This is a genomic window from Clostridium bowmanii (assembly GCF_018861315.1).
GTDB classification, from domain to species: Bacteria; Bacillota; Clostridia; order Clostridiales; family Clostridiaceae; genus Clostridium_AD; species Clostridium_AD bowmanii.
Genome location: NZ_JAHLDL010000002.1, coordinates 30,362 through 52,140, shown reverse-complemented (window position 1 = coordinate 52,140; position 21,779 = coordinate 30,362). Strand labels below are relative to the sequence as shown.

2 protein-coding genes are annotated in these 21,779 nt (G+C 28.8%); both read right to left on the bottom strand.

Annotated elements, in window-relative coordinates; genetic code table 11:
* Positions 1 to 44: 44 nt before the first annotated feature.
* A complete protein-coding gene (locus KPL51_RS01405) occupies positions 45 to 7,040 on the bottom strand; it encodes a non-ribosomal peptide synthetase (RefSeq protein ID WP_216156253.1) in 6,996 nt (2,331 codons plus the stop codon).
* Positions 7,041 to 7,058: 18 nt separating this feature from the next.
* On the bottom strand, positions 7,059 to 21,749 hold the full coding sequence (locus KPL51_RS01400; RefSeq protein ID WP_216156250.1) for a non-ribosomal peptide synthetase: 14,691 nt from the start codon (positions 21,747 to 21,749) through the stop codon (positions 7,059 to 7,061).
* Positions 21,750 to 21,779 lie beyond the last annotated feature (30 nt).

Genomic DNA, 21,779 nt, shown 5'->3' with positions numbered 1-21,779 from the left:
CGATCCATGTTAAATTATAGAATTAAACATACCCTGATAATAATTTAATTGTTATATTTCCTCTCGCTACAACCTTTAATGTTTTCTATGTTGTTTTCAAAAAAATTAATTATTGTATTATCTTGCGAATCAAATGGAATATTTATATCCACTTGTATTTTATTATTTGAATATCTAGTCATAAAGTGTATATTTACTGATTTTTCCATGTTAAGTTCATGCATTAATCTTTCATACAATATGTCCTCAAATAATTCCATTTCTTTTTCTTCAACCTTTCCTTGAAAATTAAATACTATTGATGGCTTTTTAATTGTTTGCGAAACGAATTGGCATATTTTTGGAGTTCTTACTTGTTGTGACTTATTATTTGCTAAATTTGAAAAATTAACATTATGTTCTTCCGAAAAAGCTATTGCATTTTGTGTTATTTGAACCATCTTAGAACGTTCTAAGTTTCCATCAATAAAAACTGGTATCATATCAATAAATTCACCAACCGTATTAAAATATTCCTTATTTTCATAATTACGTCCATAATAATAAATCATTAATGGAAGACTTTTTACACCCATATAATCTCGAATAAATTTATTAAGTACTTCAAATGAAATTTCCCATGCATTGTCCTCATCTACACCCTCATGTTTTTCAATTTCAAACTTTATATAAGTGCTTTTATCCCGATTATATTCATTTATTTTTTCATTTAGTAAATTTGTGTATTGTACATATTTATCTACTTCTAATTTTTCAACTAATTCTTCATCACTTATATTTACAGGTCCTTTTCTTATTTGGTAAACAAAGTTTTCATATTGCTTACTATTTTCGAGTCCAATTACTTCTCCACGTAAAATTCTATTATAATATTCCTTAATCATCTCCTTAACAATTTCTCCACTCATCGCATCAAATATTGCATGATTTACAGGTAAAAATAAGTTGAAGTCTCTTTCAGTTGTCTTAACAAGTAAAGTTCTATATAACAAACTATTATCATTGTTAGTATTTGATGTATTAAAAGCACATTTAGAAATTTGTCCATAACTTTTAAAATAGTAGTCACTTGCAATATTTTTCATGAGATTTACTTTACATTCTTCTGTAACATTACTAATATCAATAAAGGGAACTTGTAGATCGTTTATTAATTCGTGTTGACTCCAAAACAATTTATCATTTCTCTTTACTAATGTTGATCTAAAAATACCTTGATTAATTAATAGTGCCTTTATAGCTTTATTAAATATATTAATATTCAATAAAATATCAAAATGTAACAATGTGCCTGAGTATCTTTGACTATCTAAGAAGAAATATTGAATTGGTGCTAACCCATATTCTTTTTCTACCTCACCCAATAATACAGACTTTTCAAACTTTTCATGTTTGTTATTAATATCACTTAGTATAATCTGGTTATTTATTTCCTGCATTTGTAAAATAGACTCAAAATCTTTTCGATTTATATTTATTATCTTTTCCCCTTCAAAACTATCAACACCCAATTCTAATGCCTTAACGCTAGAAATAATATAATGGGGATAAATTTTCTTATCTATATATTTGTTTATCATTTGTAAAAGTTTTTCTTTTTTTTCTTCACTATAATCATCCACGAAATAAATCACATGTTCTTCATTATTTATTCTTGCTTTTATAATATTTATATTTATATTTAATGTATCAAATATTTTTTTCTTTACTAGAAATACATTGCTAATTTGGTTTTTATTAATTATGGTATTTAAAAAATATTCTAAATCTAAAATAGTGTTATGACTAAATACGTTGTTTATAACAATATTTATATTAAATTTTTTCATATCTGAAATAAACATTATTACCTTCATAGAATTACCACCAAGCTCAAAAAAGTTGTCGTCAATACTTACTTCATCTACTTGCAAAATCCTCTTCCATGAATCAACCAATAATTTTTGTATTTTGTTAGTAGGTGGTAAAATTAATCTCTTATCTACTTTTTTTCCTTCTACTTTCAAACTTTTTAAGACTTTCAAATCTAATTTTCCATTTGGTGTGTGTGGCAAACTATTCATTTTAATAAATTTATTAGGAATCATATAATTTGGCAACTTATTTGATAGGTAATCTCTAAGCTCTTTTATGGAAACTTCAGAATTTTCTACATAGTACGCCAAAATATACTCTTTTTCATCAGTTACAATACCCACTTCTTTAATCGCTTCATGTTGTGCAAGAAAGCTCTGTATTTCACCTAATTCTATTCGATAACCATTAATTTTAAACATACTATCATTTCTACCTAAAATTTCTATTTCTCCATTATTATTCCATCTTGCAATATCTCCTGTTTTAAACATCTTACCGGAACTAAGGCAATCTATATATATAAACCGTTCTTTATTTAATTGCTCTCTATTATGATAACCATTTGAGATTCCATCTCCACCAATAATTAATTCTCCAACTGAACCAATAGGTACTAATTTATCTTTTGTATCTACTATCCAACAAATTGTGTTTGCTATAGGCTTTCCAACTGTAATATTTCCCTTGTTTGTTAGCTCCTTTACTGTTGACCATACAGTAGTTTCAGTAGGCCCATACATGTTGTAGATTCTTAAATCTTTAAATTTGTTTAGATTTTTTAAAAGTTCTAGTGGAAATGCCTCTCCACCTATTAATATAGTTCTAAGGTTTTTAATTGCTGTTGAAGAATTATGTTCATTTAAAATTAATTTCATTCTCAGAGGAGTAGACTGCAATGTGTTAACATCATTTTCAAAAATAAGTTTACATAATAATTCTGGACTGTTTATTTGATTATCAGATGCCAGCAAAATAGTTGCACCTTTTGATAACATTAAAAAGCTCTCTAATAAAAATATATCAAAACCAAAAGTTGTAACACTGAGTATTTTGGTATTTTCATTAATGTCTATAATTTGAGTAATACCATTAATAAAATTATTTACATTTTTATGGGTAAGTATTACTCCTTTAGGTAACCCTGATGAACCAGATGTATATATCATATACATTGGACTATTTTCATCAAAAATAACATTTGTAGGACTAAAATCATTGGAGTAATTTCTTTCATTTGAAAGGTCTATTGAACTATCAAAGTTTGCAATAATACTTTTATCCTTGCAATAATATAATACACTCGTAGCTCCACTATCATTAATCATATGTTGTATTCTTTCTTTAGGATAATACGGATCTATTGGAACATACGCTGCTCCAATTTTTATAATAGCTAACAATGCAACAATCATTTCAATGGACCGTTCTGCTACTACAGCTATAAATTCTGATTTATTAATGCCTCTTAATAAAAGTTGATTTCCAAGTGAATTAGCTTTTTCATTTAGTTCTTTGTAACTTATTTTTCTATCCTCAAATATTAATGCAACCTTACCTGGTGTAAGATTTACTTGTGTTTCTATAAGGCTTGCTATTGTTAAAGTTTTATTATAATTTGTAGTGCAAGTTCCAAATACTTTTAGTTGTTTTAATTCTTCCTTTGTAATCATATTTAATCTATCAATAGTAATTTCAGGTTTATTTACCATCTCATTTAATACGTTAAACAAATTTTCCATCATTCTCTCTATTGTCTTTCTTTCAAATAAAGTTGTAGAATATTCAATTTCTAAATTTATAATATCACCGTTCGCAATAGCATTTACTGTAAGATCTACTTTAGAAACATTATTTTCAAAAGCATATGGTGAAATCGTAAGTTCTTTCATATCAACAGAAGCCTTGGAAAAATTTTGCATTGAAAACATTACATCAAATATTGGATTTCTACTTAAGTCCCTAGGTAAATCCAATAATTCCACCATTTTGTCAAATGGAAACTCTTGATTTTCATATACACTTATGGTATTAGTTTTTATTTTATTAATTAAATCTAATACTGTATCTTCCCCTACAAGATAATTACGCATAACTACTGTATTTACAAACAATCCAATAATATTGTTAAGTTGCGGATTATTCCTACATGATACAGGTGTTCCGATTATAATATCATCTTGACCAGTATACTTCTTAATCATTATATTCAATGCAGCAAATAAAACATTATAGGTTGTCGTTAAGTTATCTTTTGCAAAATCCACAATGGATTTAGTAAGTTCTTTTGACAAATCCTTTGATATTCTTGCACCCTCAAATTCTTGTACTTGTGGGCGGTTTTTGTCAATTGGCATATTTAGCCTTGTTATTTTTCCGGATAGTTGCTTTTTCCAGAATTTTTCTTGCTTTTTATAATCCTCTGTTTGACTTTTGTTATTAAACTCTATTGCATAATCACTATATTTTAATTTGGTTACTCTTTTATTGTCTCCATTATAAAACTTCATTAACTCTTCCATTATTATGGTTGTTGACACACCATCACAAATAATATGATGAATATCAAATAATAGTAAATGCTTATTTTCTGATATCTTTATTACTGCAGTTCTTAATAAAGGTGCAATATTTAAATCAAATGGTTTAATATACTCTTTAATTGAACTATCGTAATCATAATTGTTACACTCAATAATTTCCAATGAAAATTCAACTTCATTATGTACTTTAGCAATTAATTGTCCCTCTTTTTCATAAAATGATGTTCTAAGACTTTCTTGTGAATCAATAAGCCTTTTGAAAGAATCCTCAAGTTTAATAATATCAATCTTACCTTCAATTATCATAGCAGTACTCATATTATATGCTTTAGAATCACTTTCCATCAGATTAATTAAAAATAGTCTTTCTTGTTGGGGAGTCAACTTGTATTCATTAATTAAAGTATGTTCATTAATTTTATTTTGAGAAATTACTCCTATACTTTTATTATCAAACTTGTTCTCCATTGTTTTTACAAGAGTTATAAAATCAATACTGCCCATTATATCTTTTATTACTACTTTTTCTCCAATAAGATTTTTTAAATTATTATATATTTTCATTGCAAAAATAGAGTCTGCTCCAAGTTTAAATAAATTATCATTAACATTTACTTCATTAATTCCTAATATATTTCCCCATGTATTTGCAACTATTGAAACAACTTCTTCTGATACGCCAGAACAATTTCCAATAACCTGTATATTCTTTGCTGATTTCTTATATATTTGTTTTTTAGTTCTACTTATATCCTTTTCAACACAAGGTATATCGATTAAACATTTCTTCATATCAAATGGATAAGGAGGCAAATGAACTCTACTAGGTTTTTCATAAAGCTTTGCCCAATTTATTTCTATACCAGTACAATACTTTTTAGCTAAATCACTAAGCATATTTTTTTTCACAGAATCAGGGACTTTGAAAATATTCTCATCAATTAGTTCTTTTTTGCATTTTGTTTGATCATCTATTCCATAAAAAATTTGCTTTTGCTCTGTTACTAAATCACTTTTCATTTCCAGATAATTTATTTGTTTAGCTGCCTCCATGCAACTATCAGCTACAATTGCTACCCGGTATAAATAGTGGCCCCTACAACAACTTGTTGTATAACAAATATCATTAAAACTCTCTTGTGTTTCCTCAAGATATATTCTCATGCTTTCCAGGTATTTTTTTAATGAAGATTCATTCTTTGCTGAGATTAGTAATACTGCGGATCCAGAGTTATTATAATTCTGTTTTTTAGGAGCCTCCTCGAGTATTAAATGAACATTAGTACCACTTAAGCCAAATGAATTTATACCAGCTCTTAGAGGCATTTCACCGCAATCCCATTCTCTAAGTTTTGTATTAACATAAAATGGTGAATTAATAAAATTAATTATTCTATTTGGTGATTTAAAGTTACATGTGGGTGGCAATTTTCTCTTTTTTAATGCTAACGCAACTTTTATTATAGATGCGATTCCGGATGCATGATCCAAATGCCCAATATTAGTTTTTACAGAACCTATAGCGCAAAATTGTTTTTTTTCTGTATACCTCATAAATGATTTTGTTAAACCTTGTATTTCTATTGGATCGCCTATCCTTGTACCAGTTCCATGAGCCTCTATATACGATATAGTATCACCATTAACTCCTGCATTTTTTAAAGCACCTAAAACTGCTTTTTCTTGAGCTAATGGGTTTGGGGCAGTAAGCCCAATAGAATTTCCATCATGATTACTCATTCCGCCTTTAATAACAGCATAAATGTCATCACCATCTTTAATAGCATTCTTTAGAGGTTTAATAAAAATTGCACCAACACCTTCGCCAACACCTGTTCCATCTGCGCTGTCATCAAAGGCTTTAGTTTTCCAATCACCTGCCTCTATACCCAATTTTTCACCTAAAATTAGTGGCAATATACTTAACTTTACACTTCCAACAATTGCAGATTCACATTGATTACATTGTATAGCCATACATGCCATATGAACCGCAAGTAATGCTGAAGAACAAGCTGTATCTATAACCAATGCTGGTCCATGAAAATCTAAAATATGAGATATTCTACTAGCAATTGCAGGGATTATATTCCCCGCAAGTGCTAGTGATAATGCCTCAGGTGATACATCTGATATAATTTGACGATACTCATTTATTGTAGAATTGTCATATCCTACAAATACACCAACATTTTTTCCAGACAACATCTTATTACCATACCCTGCATCTTCTAAACAATTGAAAGCTTCTTGTAAAAATAATCTTTGATTGGGATCCATTAATTTTGCTTCCGCAGGAGTAATTCCAAAAAACGAATAATCAAAATTTTCTATAACATCAAGATATCCACCTTTTGCAAAAATTATATCTTTATCAAAACCAATATAGTCAAGATATTTTTTTGCGAAATCCATTCTGTCCTTTGGGAATTCTATTATACAATCTGTAGAATTAGCTATAACGTCCCAAAATTTATCCTTGTCCTCAGCTCTTGGCATATTTGCGCTAATCCCTACAATTGCAAATTGCTCATTTTTTTCACTTGATGTACTATTCATTAGAGATATTATTTTAGCTACCATTCGTTTGTCTAAAATATTTTTTGAAGCACACTCAATTAAATATTTAATCTCTTCCTTCACAATTTTCTCCCTTCTACACTATTTTAAGCCCATAATTTTATTAGCTAACTTTTCACTATCTAAGTTTTCGCTATCCAGTAACATATCCATAATTGTGCTTTCCATATTTTTTTCATCAATTTCATTCTCTAACTTATATTGGTCATCTTCCTTTTCTTTACTACACAAATAATCGCATGTTTTTTTAATTGTTGAATATGAAAATAAATCTGCTAATTCAATTATTCCTGGGTATATCTTATCTATTTTAGAATGTAAAGACATAACTTTTAATGAGTTCCCACCGATATCAAAGAAGTTATCATTAATCCCAAAATCATCATGATCTAATACCACTTTCCATATTTCCCACATTTGTTTTTCTTTTAATGTTTCTGGTTTTAGCCCTTTTATTATTATGCTTTTTTCTATCTCAGGTAGATTTTTGTAGTCTATCTTTCCATTGCTGGTTATAGGCATTTCATTGATCTTCATTACATTTTTAGGAACCATATATTCTGGTAAAAATTTTCTTATTTTTTCTTTTATATCACTCTCGAGTATTATTAAATCGCTTGTGTAATAGCCACATAATTCACCTTCTATTAACTTTATGGCAACAGTTTTTATTCCATCTATTGTTTCTAACATATTCTCTATTTCTTGTGGTTCAATTCTATATCCTCTTACTTTTATTTGATTATCCATTCTTCCCAAAAATTCAATTTCTCCGTTACTTAACCATCTACCCTTATCACCTGTTTTATAGATTTTCCCATTGAAGTATGGATTGTAAACAAACTTATCTTTTGTTAATTCTTCTCTATTTAAGTATCCAACTACAACACCATTTCCTCCAATTACAATTTCCCCTGGTATACCCTCCGGCATTAAATTACCATTTTTGTCCATTATATATACAGTTGTTCCTGCTATTGGCTTTCCAATTGAACTACATACCATATTTTGTATGTTTCTCTTAGCAGTTGCTACTACGCTACATTCTGTTGGTCCATACTCATTTATTAATTCCGTATTACTATTTACTCGCTTCACATTTTTTATTACATCTCCAATTAATCTATCACCAGCTGTTGTTACCATTCTTACAGTTTCAGCTTGCTCTGGAGTAATATCTTCATAAATAGCTAAACATAAAGCTGGTACTGCTATAAAGTGAGTTATTTTAGTTTCCTTTATTATTTTCCTTAAAGCAACTACATCTTTTGCATTTTTTTCTGATACGAGCACTACTGTTGAGCCTGATACTAATGGTGTGAAAAAACTTGTCATAAATCCATCAAAGCAATATGAAAATAGCTGCATAACATTATCACTAACTTCTAACTTATATTCCTCTTTTCTCCACTTTATTGATGAACCTAAGTTACTATGTGATACTAATACCCCTTTTGGTTTTCCTGTACTTCCTGATGTATAAATAATATATGCGTTTTCCCCTACTTCTAAAAGCCTATTTTCAATTGGCTCTGTGTTTACTAAATCTTCGCTTTCGTTTGTTATAGCTACTTCTCCAAACAAATCTTGCTTAACTTCTATACTCTCAACTTCTATACTCTCAATTTCTATTACTTTAATTCCAAGTTCCTTTGCTTTTTCCAAATTATTTTTATCTGCTACTACTAACTTGACGTTACTATCTTCAAACATAAATTTAATTCTATCACTTGGAAGTAATGCATCAATAGGAATATACACACTGCCCGATTTCATTATGCCTATTACTCCTACAGCCATATTTAATGACCTATCACACATAAATGCTACTGTTTCTCCAATTTTTACTCCACTATTTATAATAGAATTACATACACCATTTGATAGAACATCTAGCTCCTCATAATTTATCTTACTTTCCTCAAAATTTACTGCTTCTGCTAATGGATTTGTTTTTACCTGCCTTTTAAATAACCCTATTACATTTTCAGTATTCGGTATTACTTCCTGGTTAAAAACTTTGAGTATCTTTTCTTCTTCTTCTTTATTTGTTATTGATATTCTATTTATAGGTGTTCTAGGTTCCTTAATTACGGTATCAACTAGATACATATAATGCTTCAAAACATCTTTAATATTTTTATCATCAAATGCATTTTTGTTATATGAAATATTAATTTTTAATTTAGTACCCGGAGTAAATACTACTCCAAACTGATAATTAGTATGTTCTCTCATAACAACATCTTTGATTTCAAACCCAAAAGTTTCCTTTTTAAATTCGTTCTTCATCTTCTCATTAACAGGATAATTCTCAAAAGCTACAACATGATTTATCAAGTTATCCTTTAATTCACAAGAATCTTGAATTTCATAAAGTGGATAATATCCAAATTCCTGTGATTTAACTAACTGTTCTTGGAATGCGTTTATTAAATCTATGAAATTATTATTCTCCAAAGTCTCCACACGAACCGGTATAGAATTAATAAACATACCAACTATTTTATCTGCATCTTTTATCTCTTTTGGCCTACCAGATATTACAGTACCAAACACTGCATCATTTGTGTTATTTATTTTTTGAAGTATAATTCCCCATAGAACTTGTACAGCGGTACTAAATGTCACATTATTAAAACTAGCAATTTCTTTTAAACTATTTGTTTGCTCTTCACTTAAATAAAAATCCATTTCTTGTAAATCAAATTTACTTGACACTTTCTCATTTGGAATTGTAACTGCAGTATTATATCCATAAAGAACCTCACTCCAGTATTCTTTTGCAAGTTCCTTATCCTTGTTTCTAAGCCATGAAAATAATTCAGCATAATTTCCTTCTGACTTACTTTCAATATAGATTCCACTACGTTTTTTACTATAACACTTAAATAATTCCTCTAGAACAATAGCAACTGACCAACCGTCTAATATTATATGATGGAAGTTCCATATAAACTTGTACTTTTCCACTCCTAACTTAACTAAGCTAATATTACTTAGTTTTGCATTTTCAAAATCAAATTTACTTAAATTATCTTTTTCAAGTTCATAATTACCCTCTTCTGAGTTATAATAGTTGAAGCTGCTTGGCACTTCCTTTAAAACCACTTGAACTGGACTATTTAATCCATTTTTAATTATGGCTGTTCTAAAAACTTCAAATTTTCTTGTTATATAAGCAACTGATTTTTTAAATAATTCCACATCAATTTCGCCATCTAAAATCATTACCATTCTTTCACAATACGCGTCCGAAGTTGTATTATATAATGAATGAAATAGCATTCCTTGCTGCATTGGTGTTAGTGGGTAAATATTTTCTATGTTTTTCATTCTATTATTTACGACTTTATTTAACTCATTAATAGAAATATCTAATCCATAATCTGATGGTGTTTTTTTAATTTCTTTAACTAAGCAACAGTGGCTTATTAATCTTTCAAGTGCAAGTATATAATTTTTAGATAATTTGTTAATAAGATCATCATTAAATAAGTGTGCTGAATAATCAAATGCAATCTTAAATACTGATTTATCAATTTTGCAACTAATATCTAACGCATATTTACGTGCAATTTTTCCATTTACTGCTTCTCCTATAGGCATATCTGACTGCGTTATTTCATCACCTTTAAATTTATCCATATGACCTAAATAATTAAAGCTTATTTGTGGCGTTTCATCTAATTTATCTCCATAATTGGTCAAATATTTTAAAATACTGTAATCAATACCTTTATTGGGTATTTTCCTTATACTTTCTTTAATTGTACAAATAGTTTTTTCTATTGTTTCTTCAATATTTAAAACTACTGGATATATTGATGTAAACCAACCTAATGTTCTTGCAACATCACTATGCTCGAATAATTTTTCACGACCATGACCTTCAATATCTATTGCTATAGTTTTTACATCCATAGTGTGATAAAAAGCTTCAATTAAAGCAGTTAAAAGAATTTCTTCAATTTTTGTAGTATATGGTATATTTGCAATAGTTACTAGTTTTTTAGTATTATCTTCTCCAATTTCAGCTTTTACTGTACTTGTTTCATCATATGTTCCAAAGTTATTTTTTTCTTCAATAATCTTACTACTATTTATTGTTTTAATATCGGACCAATATTGAAACTTTGATTTGCTATTTTTAGCTTCTGAATACTTACTAATACCTTGTGACCATTCTTTAAATGATAATGTTTTATCTAATAACTTTACTTTTTCACCATTTCTTATTGATGTATAAACTTGTATTAAATCCTCTGATAAAATTCCCCAAGATACTACATCTATAATCATGTGGTGTATTACAAATAACAAATGGTCTCCTTGGCTGGTTTTAAATAATGTAAGGTTGTACAATTTTTTAGAAAATAATGTAATATCTTTCTCCGCTTCATTTGCATATTGCAAAATTTTCTCTTCAAAATTTCTTTCCGATGTTAGATCTATATAATTTATTTCACATATATCCTCAATAGCTTCTATTGTTTGATAAGTCTGAATTATATTATCATTATGTCTAACAAACCGAATTCTAAGTGAATCATGATAAGAAACAATTTTTCTTATAGTCTCTTTTAGCGCAGTTGCATCAAAACCCTTGGCATTAAAAAACATGACTGCTTGATTGTAATTATAACTTTCAGCTCCATCTGTTTCTAAAAACCATTTTTGTATTGCTGTCAATTTAATATCTCCATAAAATTCATCTTGTGAATAAGTTTCAATATTAAATTTCACTCTTTTACTTATTTCCCCAATGGTTGGATATTGAAATAAATCTTTAATTTCAAATTGGATACCTAAAGCATTTAATCTTGAATATATTTGTATTGCTTTTATTGAGTCTCCTCCGCTAACAAAATAGTTGTCATTCATTCCAATTTTATTCAAACCTAAAACCTCTGACCATACATTTGCAATTTTTTCTTGACACTCATTCTCAGGAGCTACATATTCATTTAGACTAACTATACTCTCTATTTCTAGTAATGCCTTAATATCTGTTTTACCACTTGATGTTATAGGTACTTTCTCAATTTTTATAATATATGCTGGTATCATATATTGAGGTAAAAAGGCTGCTAAAAATTCTCTTAGCTCTTCTATATCTAGATCTTTTTCTGATACATAATATGAAATTAGATTATTATTACCTAACTTGTCTTTTTTAATAGTAACTACCAAGTCATTTATATATTCATGTTTAAGCATTGCTTCCTTAATTTCCCCTAGTTCTATCCTATATCCACGAATTTTAACCTGCTCATCAATTCTTCCTAAATATTCAAGCTCTCCGTTTGGAAGATATTTTGCCAAATCTCCACTTCTATATGACCTTGTTCCATCTTTTTCATATTCAAAAGAAATAAATTTTTTTAAGTTAAGTTCATCACGGTTAATATATCCTCTACCAACTCCTTCGCCACTAACAATCATCTCTCCTGGAATGCCGATTGGTAATAACTTCATATTCCTATCCACTATACTTACATTGAGTGTGGGTATCGGAACTCCAATATTACTTATATTGTTATCTATTTCATATTGGCCGATTTCTTTATAAGTAACATGAACTGTAGTCTCAGTAATACCATACATGTTTATTAATTTTACATCATCATACATTTTATGGAAACCATTGAGTAGTGTTGGTTGTAATGCTTCACCACCAAAAATAATATATCTTAAGTTTAAAGACAGGTTATCAGTTAATATAACTTGCTGCGAAAAAGCATTAAATGCTGTAGGAGTTTGATTTAGCACTGTAACTTGTTCATTTTCTACTAATTTTACAAATAAAGCAGTATCTCTAGCTATGTTTCGTGGTACTATAATTAACTTTCCTCCAAACAATAATGCTCCATACATTTCCCAAACTGAAAAATCAAAACAAAACGAATGAAACATTGTCCAGATATCATTCTCATTAAAATCATATAGATTATTATCATTTACCATAAGCCTCACAACATTTTTATGTTCAATCATTACCCCCTTAGGCTTACCTGTTGTGCCTGATGTATATATTACATAAGCCATATCTGATGGTTTTATATTAACATTTAAATTTTCAACTGACTGTTCTAGATTATCGAACGTTACATCAATGAATGTACTATCTGATTTAACCTCATATTTATCATCTTTAAAAAGAACAACTTTAGCATTACTATCTTCAATCATAAATTCTAATCGCGTAGTAGGGTAATGTCTATCTAATGGCATATATGCTGCCCCTGCTTTTAGAACTCCTAAAGCAGATATTACAATATACTCTGTTTGCTCCATAAGTAATCCAACTATATCATTAGACTCAACACCTATATTTACAAGTCTTCTAGCAATAGCACTTGAAAGGTTATTAACTTCATTGTACGTAAATTCTCTACATTCACATTTAATTGCCACTCTATTGCCATTTTTCTCTACCTGCTCCATAAACAAATTTATAATGTTTTTATTATTAGGATAGCCAACAGATGGTGGATTAAATTCAGTTAGCATTTTTGAATAATCATATTTATCTAAAATATCTATTTTATCTATATACGTATCAAAGCTATTTGATATACTTTCCAAAACATTTAAATAGTGCCTAGATAGTTGATTAATAAACCAATCCTCATGTTCATTTGAGTTATATACAAAGTCTATTAATATCTCATCACCGGGAACAACTATTATATTTAAGTCGTAATTTGTTTGCTCAAATGCATCAACATCCTCTATAACAGGTAATATATTATTACTCGAATCATCACCTTTTGAAACATCCTCTATTACCTGATTCATAGGGTGATTCTCAAACACAAATATATGTGATAATAAATTATCACCGAGAATTGATAAAGCTTGTATCGATGCTAGAGGGTAATAACTAAACTCCTCCATTAAAATAAAATCGTTTTGAAAGTTTTTAACAAGATCTTTGAATTTTTTATTTTCATTAACATCAACTCTTACTGGTATTGTATTAATGAATAATCCTATCATATCTTCAATTCCATCTATAGCAGATGAACGACCTGAAACTACACTTCCAAATACCACATCATTTGTATTGCAATAACGCATTAAAACAAGTGCCCATGCCGACTGCATAGCTGAATTTAAAGTAACTCCATTATCCCCGGCAGTTTTCAGTAACATATTTGATACTTCTTTTGATAATTTAATCCTTTGTTTGTTTTGTTTATAGGTATTCTTCTTTTTACCTAGACCCGTCAAATTTGAAATGGTGTCATATGTTTGAATTTTATCCTTCCAAAAATTCATCGCCGCATTTTCATCCTGCTGTACTAACCAATCAATATATTTATTATATTGATTCAGATGTTCCTCTTTTACATTATCACCTTTAATTATTGATTCATAATTTTGGAAGATTTCTTTAAATGCAATAGACATCCCCCAACCGTCCATTAAAATATGATGATCGCTCCATATAAGGCGGTAAGTTATTTCATCAATTTTAAATAATTTTAATCTTATAAGTGGCCCTACTTGCAAATCAAAACCTTCTTTTTTATCTTTTATGCAATATTCATCAATTATCATCTTTATTTCTTCAAGAGAGTTATCAGTTGAAATATCTTCAAAATCAAACCTCATTTGAGTATTTTCATATTTTTTTACAATTTGACGTGGCTCTTGTAGATTTTCATACATAAATACGGTTCTAAAAATATCATATTTTTTAATAAGCATACAATATGCATTTTCTAATGCTTCACAATCAATTTTTCCTTTAAACGTTATATAATTTTGTTCAAAATAACCTTTTGACTCATTATCTAAAAGTGAATGAAAAAGCATACCTGATTGCATAGGTGATAGTTTGTATATTTTTTCAATATTGTGACCTACATTTTCATATATTTTACAAAGTTCATTAGAACTTAAAGTAATATCACCAAAATCTGATGGAGTTTTAACTATATTTATTTGTTTTTCACAATGCAAAACTATAGCATTACATACATCCTTAAAGGCTTTTGCTAAATTCTCAATAATGACTTTATCATATTTTAATGTTGAATAATCAAAAGAAACAATTAGCTTATCATTATAGAATTTTGCATTAATATCTAACATGTATTTTGTCGTAAGTTCATGCGAGATCATGCTTCCTGCAGAATAATTGGATAAGTTTGTACCAATATCGCTTTGTGATTTAAAATCTATTTCTCCTAAATAATTAAAACTAATACTACTGTCCACTGCTCCCTTAAAATTATCTGTATAATATCTAAGGACTTGATATCCTAGTCCATTCTCAGGTACATGTCTTAGGTTATCTTTAACCAAACATATTGTTTTACCTATATTGTTTTCAACTATTTCTATATTTACAGGATAAATTGCTGTAAACCATCCTACAGTTTGATCATAATTAAATCCTTCTCCTGGTAATAACCTACCTATACTTTCAAGATCAACTAATAAATTTTTACTGCTATCTACCTTATTAAACGCAAGTGCTAATGCAGATAAAAGTATGTCATTGGGCTGCGTTGTATAAGTCTTATTAACATCTTTTAATATTTTTTTTGATATTTGAGGATTAATTTCTACAGTAACATTTTCTCTAGCACCAAATAAAACCTCTTGTTGAGTGTTTATATCACTATTAAAATTAATATTTTCCCAATACTTAACCTGTTTATTTAACTTTTCATGTTTTGAATACTTTTTAAGATATTCAACATATTCTTTATATGATTTTGATTTTTTATCTGTTTCACATGTAGTTCCTTTACAGATGTTTTCATATACCTCTATGAAATTTTTAAACATTATGCGCCAAGAGACACCGTCTACAATCAAATGATGCATTGCTATCATCAAATGGTCCCCACTCTTGGTTCTTATTACAGCAAGACGTATTAATTCTGACGACAAATTAATTTTTTTATGAATACTTTCAACGATTTCACCTATAAGTTGTTTTTCATTAACTTCATCAAATACATTAAATTCTTCTATTACAAAATAATCATCTTCAACTTCTCCAATAACTTGCTTAAAGCCTTCATTGGATATTGAAAATCTTGCCCTAAGCATGTCATGCTGACTCACTATATAAATAAATGATTTTTTTACTGAATCTAAAACAAAACCTTCTTTTCTAAAAGCCATAATAGCTTGATTAAAATACAAGTTTGGGTCATAAGTCTCAAAATAACGTTTTTGAACTGGTGATAAATCCACCTCTCCTGTTACAACCTCATATTTTTTTTGATTTGCATATATAACTTTTTTACCAAGCTGTTCTATAGTTGGATTACTAAATAACTGTTGCATTGTAAATTCTAACCCGGCTTTTTTTAAGCGTGACGATATCTGTAATGCCTTAATAGAATCACCACCTATTGCAAAAAAGTTATCGTTTATTCCTACTGCCTTGAGATTTAGTACCTCTTTCCATGCAATAGATAATAGTTTTTCTTCCTTTGTTTTAGGTAAAATGATATCCCTATCAAGAATCTCAAATTGAGGTTTAGGCAACCTTTTTCTATCCAATTTTCCTGACTTTGTTATGTATATTTCATCAAGCTTAACTATAAATGTTGGTACCATATAATTGGGTAGTTGGCTTACTAAAAAACTTCTAACATCTTCTTTTTCAATTCCTTCTTTAGCAGTAAAATATCCACAAAGATACTTATCTCCTGCATCACTTTCATAGTCAATTACAGTGCACTGATTAACCCCTTCAAGTTTTAAAACTTTATCTTCTATTTCTTGAGTCTCAATTCTAAATCCTCTTATTTTCACCTGATAATCACGTCTTCCCAAGAAATAAATATCCCAGTTTTTACCCCATTTAGCAATATCACCAGTTTTATATAAATATTTACTATTAATTTCATTAAATGTATTTTTTATAAAAACTTTACTAGTTTTTTCATTATCCTTATAATATCCATTGGCTAAACATATTCCCCCAATATACATTTCACCTATAACACCCCTTGGCACTGGCTGCATGTTGTCATCAAGTAATAAAATATTAACGTTACTAATCGGTTTCCCTATAGGAATTACACCATCTTCTTCTTTAGAAATAACTTTATATACACAACCTATACTGGCCTCTGTTGGTCCATATAAATTGATGCATTGAGTATTTGGATATAACTCCATGAAATCATGAACAGAATTTTGTTTTATCTCTTCCCCACCAATTATTATCCATTTTAAACTATCTAACGTCTCTAATGAATCTTTTGACTCTTTCATTTGACCAACAATTACATTAAATACTGATGGAACAAAATCAGTAATTGTGATTTTTTCATCTGCAATAATTTTTGTTATATATTCAGCAGACATAATTGCACTAGGAACAGGTATAACTGTTTTACCTCCATTTATAAGTGGCCAAAACATTTGCCACACTGAACTATCATATACATAATTTGTAGTATTTAATACACTATTACTGCCATCTGTCCCTAGTCTTTCGTTCATCCACATCAAGCGGTTAATAATTCCTAAATATGGTACTACCACGCCTTTAGGCTTACCTGTTGATCCAGAAGTATATATAATATAAACTACATCACTACTTAAAATCTCAACGCGAGGATTTTGACATTCTGCAACTATATCTTTAAGGTTAACTTCCCATTTTTCAACTAATACCTCTTCAATAACTTTACTTTTAGTACTAGTTATAACAAATTCAGCACCAACTTCATCAATAATCATATTTATTCTTGCTGATGGCCAACTTGGATCAAGAGGACAAAATGTTGCTCCTGACTTCATTATTGCAATTTCAATTATTAGCATTTCAAAGCTTCTATCAGCAATAATTGGTACTACAGCTCCTGTTGATATATTTGAACTTAATAATTTATTGGCTAAATTATTAGCACGATCATTTACCTCTTTATATGTTAAGCTTTTTCCATTAAATGATACAGCAATTGAATTTGGTCTCAAAATCACTTGTCTCTCAAAAAGATCTATAATATTTGAGTTTTTATCTTTATAATCAACATGTGTATCATTATTGCATACCATTAACTGATTATATTCATCTATTGATAGCATATTAAGTTTTTTTATAGAAACTTTAGGATAGTTAATAGTATTTTCAATTAAATTTATAAAATGACTGATAAAATTTTCAATTGTTTCAATATTAAAAAGGTTGCTGTTATATCGAAGTTGGAAATTCATAATCTTATTTTCTTCTTGCGCGTCAAGTGTAATATCAAACTTAGAAACATTTTGTTCTATATTCACTTTACTTAACCTCAAGCCATGGATTTCATTCTCATTTATTGGTATATCATGCAATGCAAACATTGTTGAAAATAGTGGGTTTGTACCTGTTTCTGATGTCAATCCTAGCCCAGTTACAATTTTCTCTATGGAACACCCCTCATTTGTTAGTGCTAACGAAACATCATTCTTTATTTCACTTAATAGTTCTATAAAATTCTTCTCAGGTTCTGGGTAAACTCTAATTGGCAAGCTATTAACAAACATACCTACCATTTTTTCAAATTGCTCTAAGTTTCTACCATAACTAGGTAAACCTATAGTAACATCTCTTTGCCCTGTATACTTTCCAATAACTATACTATATACTCCTAAAAGCATCATATATGGAGTAACTGCATTTACCTTGCAAAACGATTTTACCTTTTCTGTTAATTTCAATCCAATATTAAAATTTAATGTTTTACCTTCTAATCTAACTATTGATTCACGAGGAAAATCTGTGGGAATATTGGTTATACCATTCCAGTCTTTAAATCGTTCCATCCAGTATTTCATATTATTTTCAACCAAACTTTGTCCTTCTTCACCATTCTGCCAAACTGAATAATCTATAAAATCTATATCCTGCGTTTCAAGTTCGCACCCGTCATACAGTGCACAAAACTCATCATATAAAATAGACATTGAAATCCCATCAACTGCAATGTGGTGTGAGTCAAACATAATATACTTTATATTATTACATTCAACAACCTGCATTCTAAGTAGTGGTGCTTTTTCAAAATTAAAAGCACGTAAAAATTCTGAAAATTCCATTTCTATAGATTTGTTGCTTTTCACAAAATCAACTGAAATACTTATATTCTCTTTAACTTGCTGATGTATTCCACTATTTGTAGAAATATAAACTGTACGTAAAATTTTATGACGATCCAATAACTTTTGTGCTGCATTTTGCACTCTAGATATATCTAATTCCCCTTCAACTTTTAATACCAAAGGCACATTGTATCCAATTCCTGTATCATCAAATTCACAGCTCATATATATTCCTTGTTGTAATGAAGTCAATTTATAAGTATCTTGAGCCTCTGCTTTATTTATCCTTACAACTTGTGTTGTGCTCAACTTTTCAACAGCACAAACAAATAATTTTATAGAATCATTATTCAATAATAGTGGCAACGTTACTTTTTTACCACTTCTTTGTGAAACCTTAGATACCATAATTATACCCTTTAATGAGTTACCGCCTATATTAAAAAACTTATCATTAATTCCGAAATCATCATTTCCTAGCACTTCTTTCCATATATCCCACATTTCTTTCTCTTGTGTTGTTTCAGGCTTTAAGTTTTCCGTTTTAATGCTTTTTTGTATTTCGGGCAAATTTTTATAATCTATCTTGCCATTGCTTGTCAAAGGCATTACATCGATTTTTATAATGTTTTTAGGAACCATATATTCCGGTAATTTTTTCCCTATTTCTTCAATAATATTTTCTTGAGATACTATGCAATCGCTTGTATAATATCCATATAGTTCACCATTGACTAGCTTAACTGCTACGGTCTTTATTCCATCTAGTCCTTCCAATATATTTTCTATTTCTTGTAACTCAATTCTATATCCTCTTATCTTTACCTGATTATCTATTCTTCCCAAAAATTGTACTTCTCCATTAATTAACCATCTACCCTTATCACCCGTTTTGTACATTTTCCCATTAATATATGGACTTTTTACAAATTTCTTATTAGATAGCTCTTCATTATTTAGATACCCTACAGCAACTCCATTACCTCCGATTGCAATTTCTCCTGCTACGCCTTCAGGCAATAGATTACCAAATTGATCAATTATATATATTTGTACTCCTGTTATTGGCTTTCCAATTGAATTGTTTTCACAATTCGTTATATTTCTTTTAGCCGTTGCGACTATTGTACATTCAGTTGGTCCATACTCATTTATTAATTCTGTATTTTTATTTACACCTTTTATTTTTTTTATTTCCTCATCTATTAATTTATCCCCAGCTGTTGTTATCATTCTTACAGTTTCAGCTTCCTCTTTAGTAATATCCTCATAAATTGCTAAACATAAAGCTGGCACTACAATGAAGTGAGTTATTTTACTTTCTTTTATTATTTTTCTTAAAGCTACTACATCTTTTGCATTTTCTTCTGTTACAAGCACTACTGTTGCTCCAGATACTATGGGTGTAAAAAAGCTTGTCATAAATCCATCAAATGCATATGAGAAAATCTGCATAACATTGTCAAATGAATCTAACTTGTATTCCTCTTTTCTCCACTTTATTGATGAACCTAAGCTATTATGGGATACTAATACACCCTTTGGTTTCCCTGTACTCCCTGATGTATAAATAATATATGCATTTTCTCCTACTTCTCCTATTGTTTTTTCGCAGGTGCCTATACCCTCAATTTCTATTACTTTAACTCCAAGTGCTTTTGCTTTTTCTAAATTGTTTTTATCTGCTATTACTAACTTAACATCACTATCTTCAAACATAAACTGTATTCTGTCGGTTGGAAGTAATGCATCTATAGGAATATATACACTACCAGATTTCATTATACCTATTACTCCAACAGCCATATTCAAAGACCTATCACACATAAATGCGACTGCTTGTCCAGCTTTTATACCATTTTTTATAATGCAATTACTAACTCCATTGGATAAATTGTTAAGCTCTTTATAGCTCATACTCATTTGTTCAAATTTTACTGCTTCCGCTAAAGGATTATTTTTTACTATATTTTCGAACAAACTAATAACATTTACATTATTGTATTCTACTTCATGGTTGTAAATTTGTAGTATTTCTTGTTCTTGCTTTTTATCTATAATTGATATTCTATTTATTTCAATTTCAGGTGTACTAACTACTTTTTCAATAACTGCTATAATACTCTTACCTATTACATCAATATCATGTTCATTATAAACATTGCTATCGTAATAAACATCAAAACTATTTTTATCCACTTTAAAAATACAGTTGCACTTTGTTTGCTCAAGATTAACATTTTCATCATACACTTGTGAGGTTATTCCTATTTCAAAAAGTTCATCAATGCAACTTATCTTTAATCCAAGTTTACGTGAAATACTCTTTATGTTAAATTTTTGGTGCTTATTAGACATTATATAATCATCTTCAACTTGACCTACAAGTACATTGAATGCTATGTTATGTTCAAAATCTACAAATACAGGAACATATTTGCCACTGTCTGATTTAACTCCTATAAAAACATTAGATTTATTGTATCTATTTAACACAATCGAAACTACAGTTGAAAAAAAACTTAATATACCATCATTCCCCTGATATTTTTCATTTGAATTTATTATATCTAAATAATTATTATGAAATACTTTCTTCTCTAAAGTTACACTTCCAGAATTTTTAATGTTTTTGAAAAAAGATATACATTCGAATTTTTTTAATGTATCAGCCCACTTTTCTCTACTTTGTACTAAATTTATCATTAACATATCTCCTTTAGCTGTTATAGATTA

Bases quoted from the DNA above. Each gene is read 5' to 3' on its own strand.
- KPL51_RS01400 (WP_216156250.1), bottom strand. From the start codon at position 21,749: ATGATAAATTTAGTACAAAGTAGAGAAAAGTGGGCTGATACATTAAAA.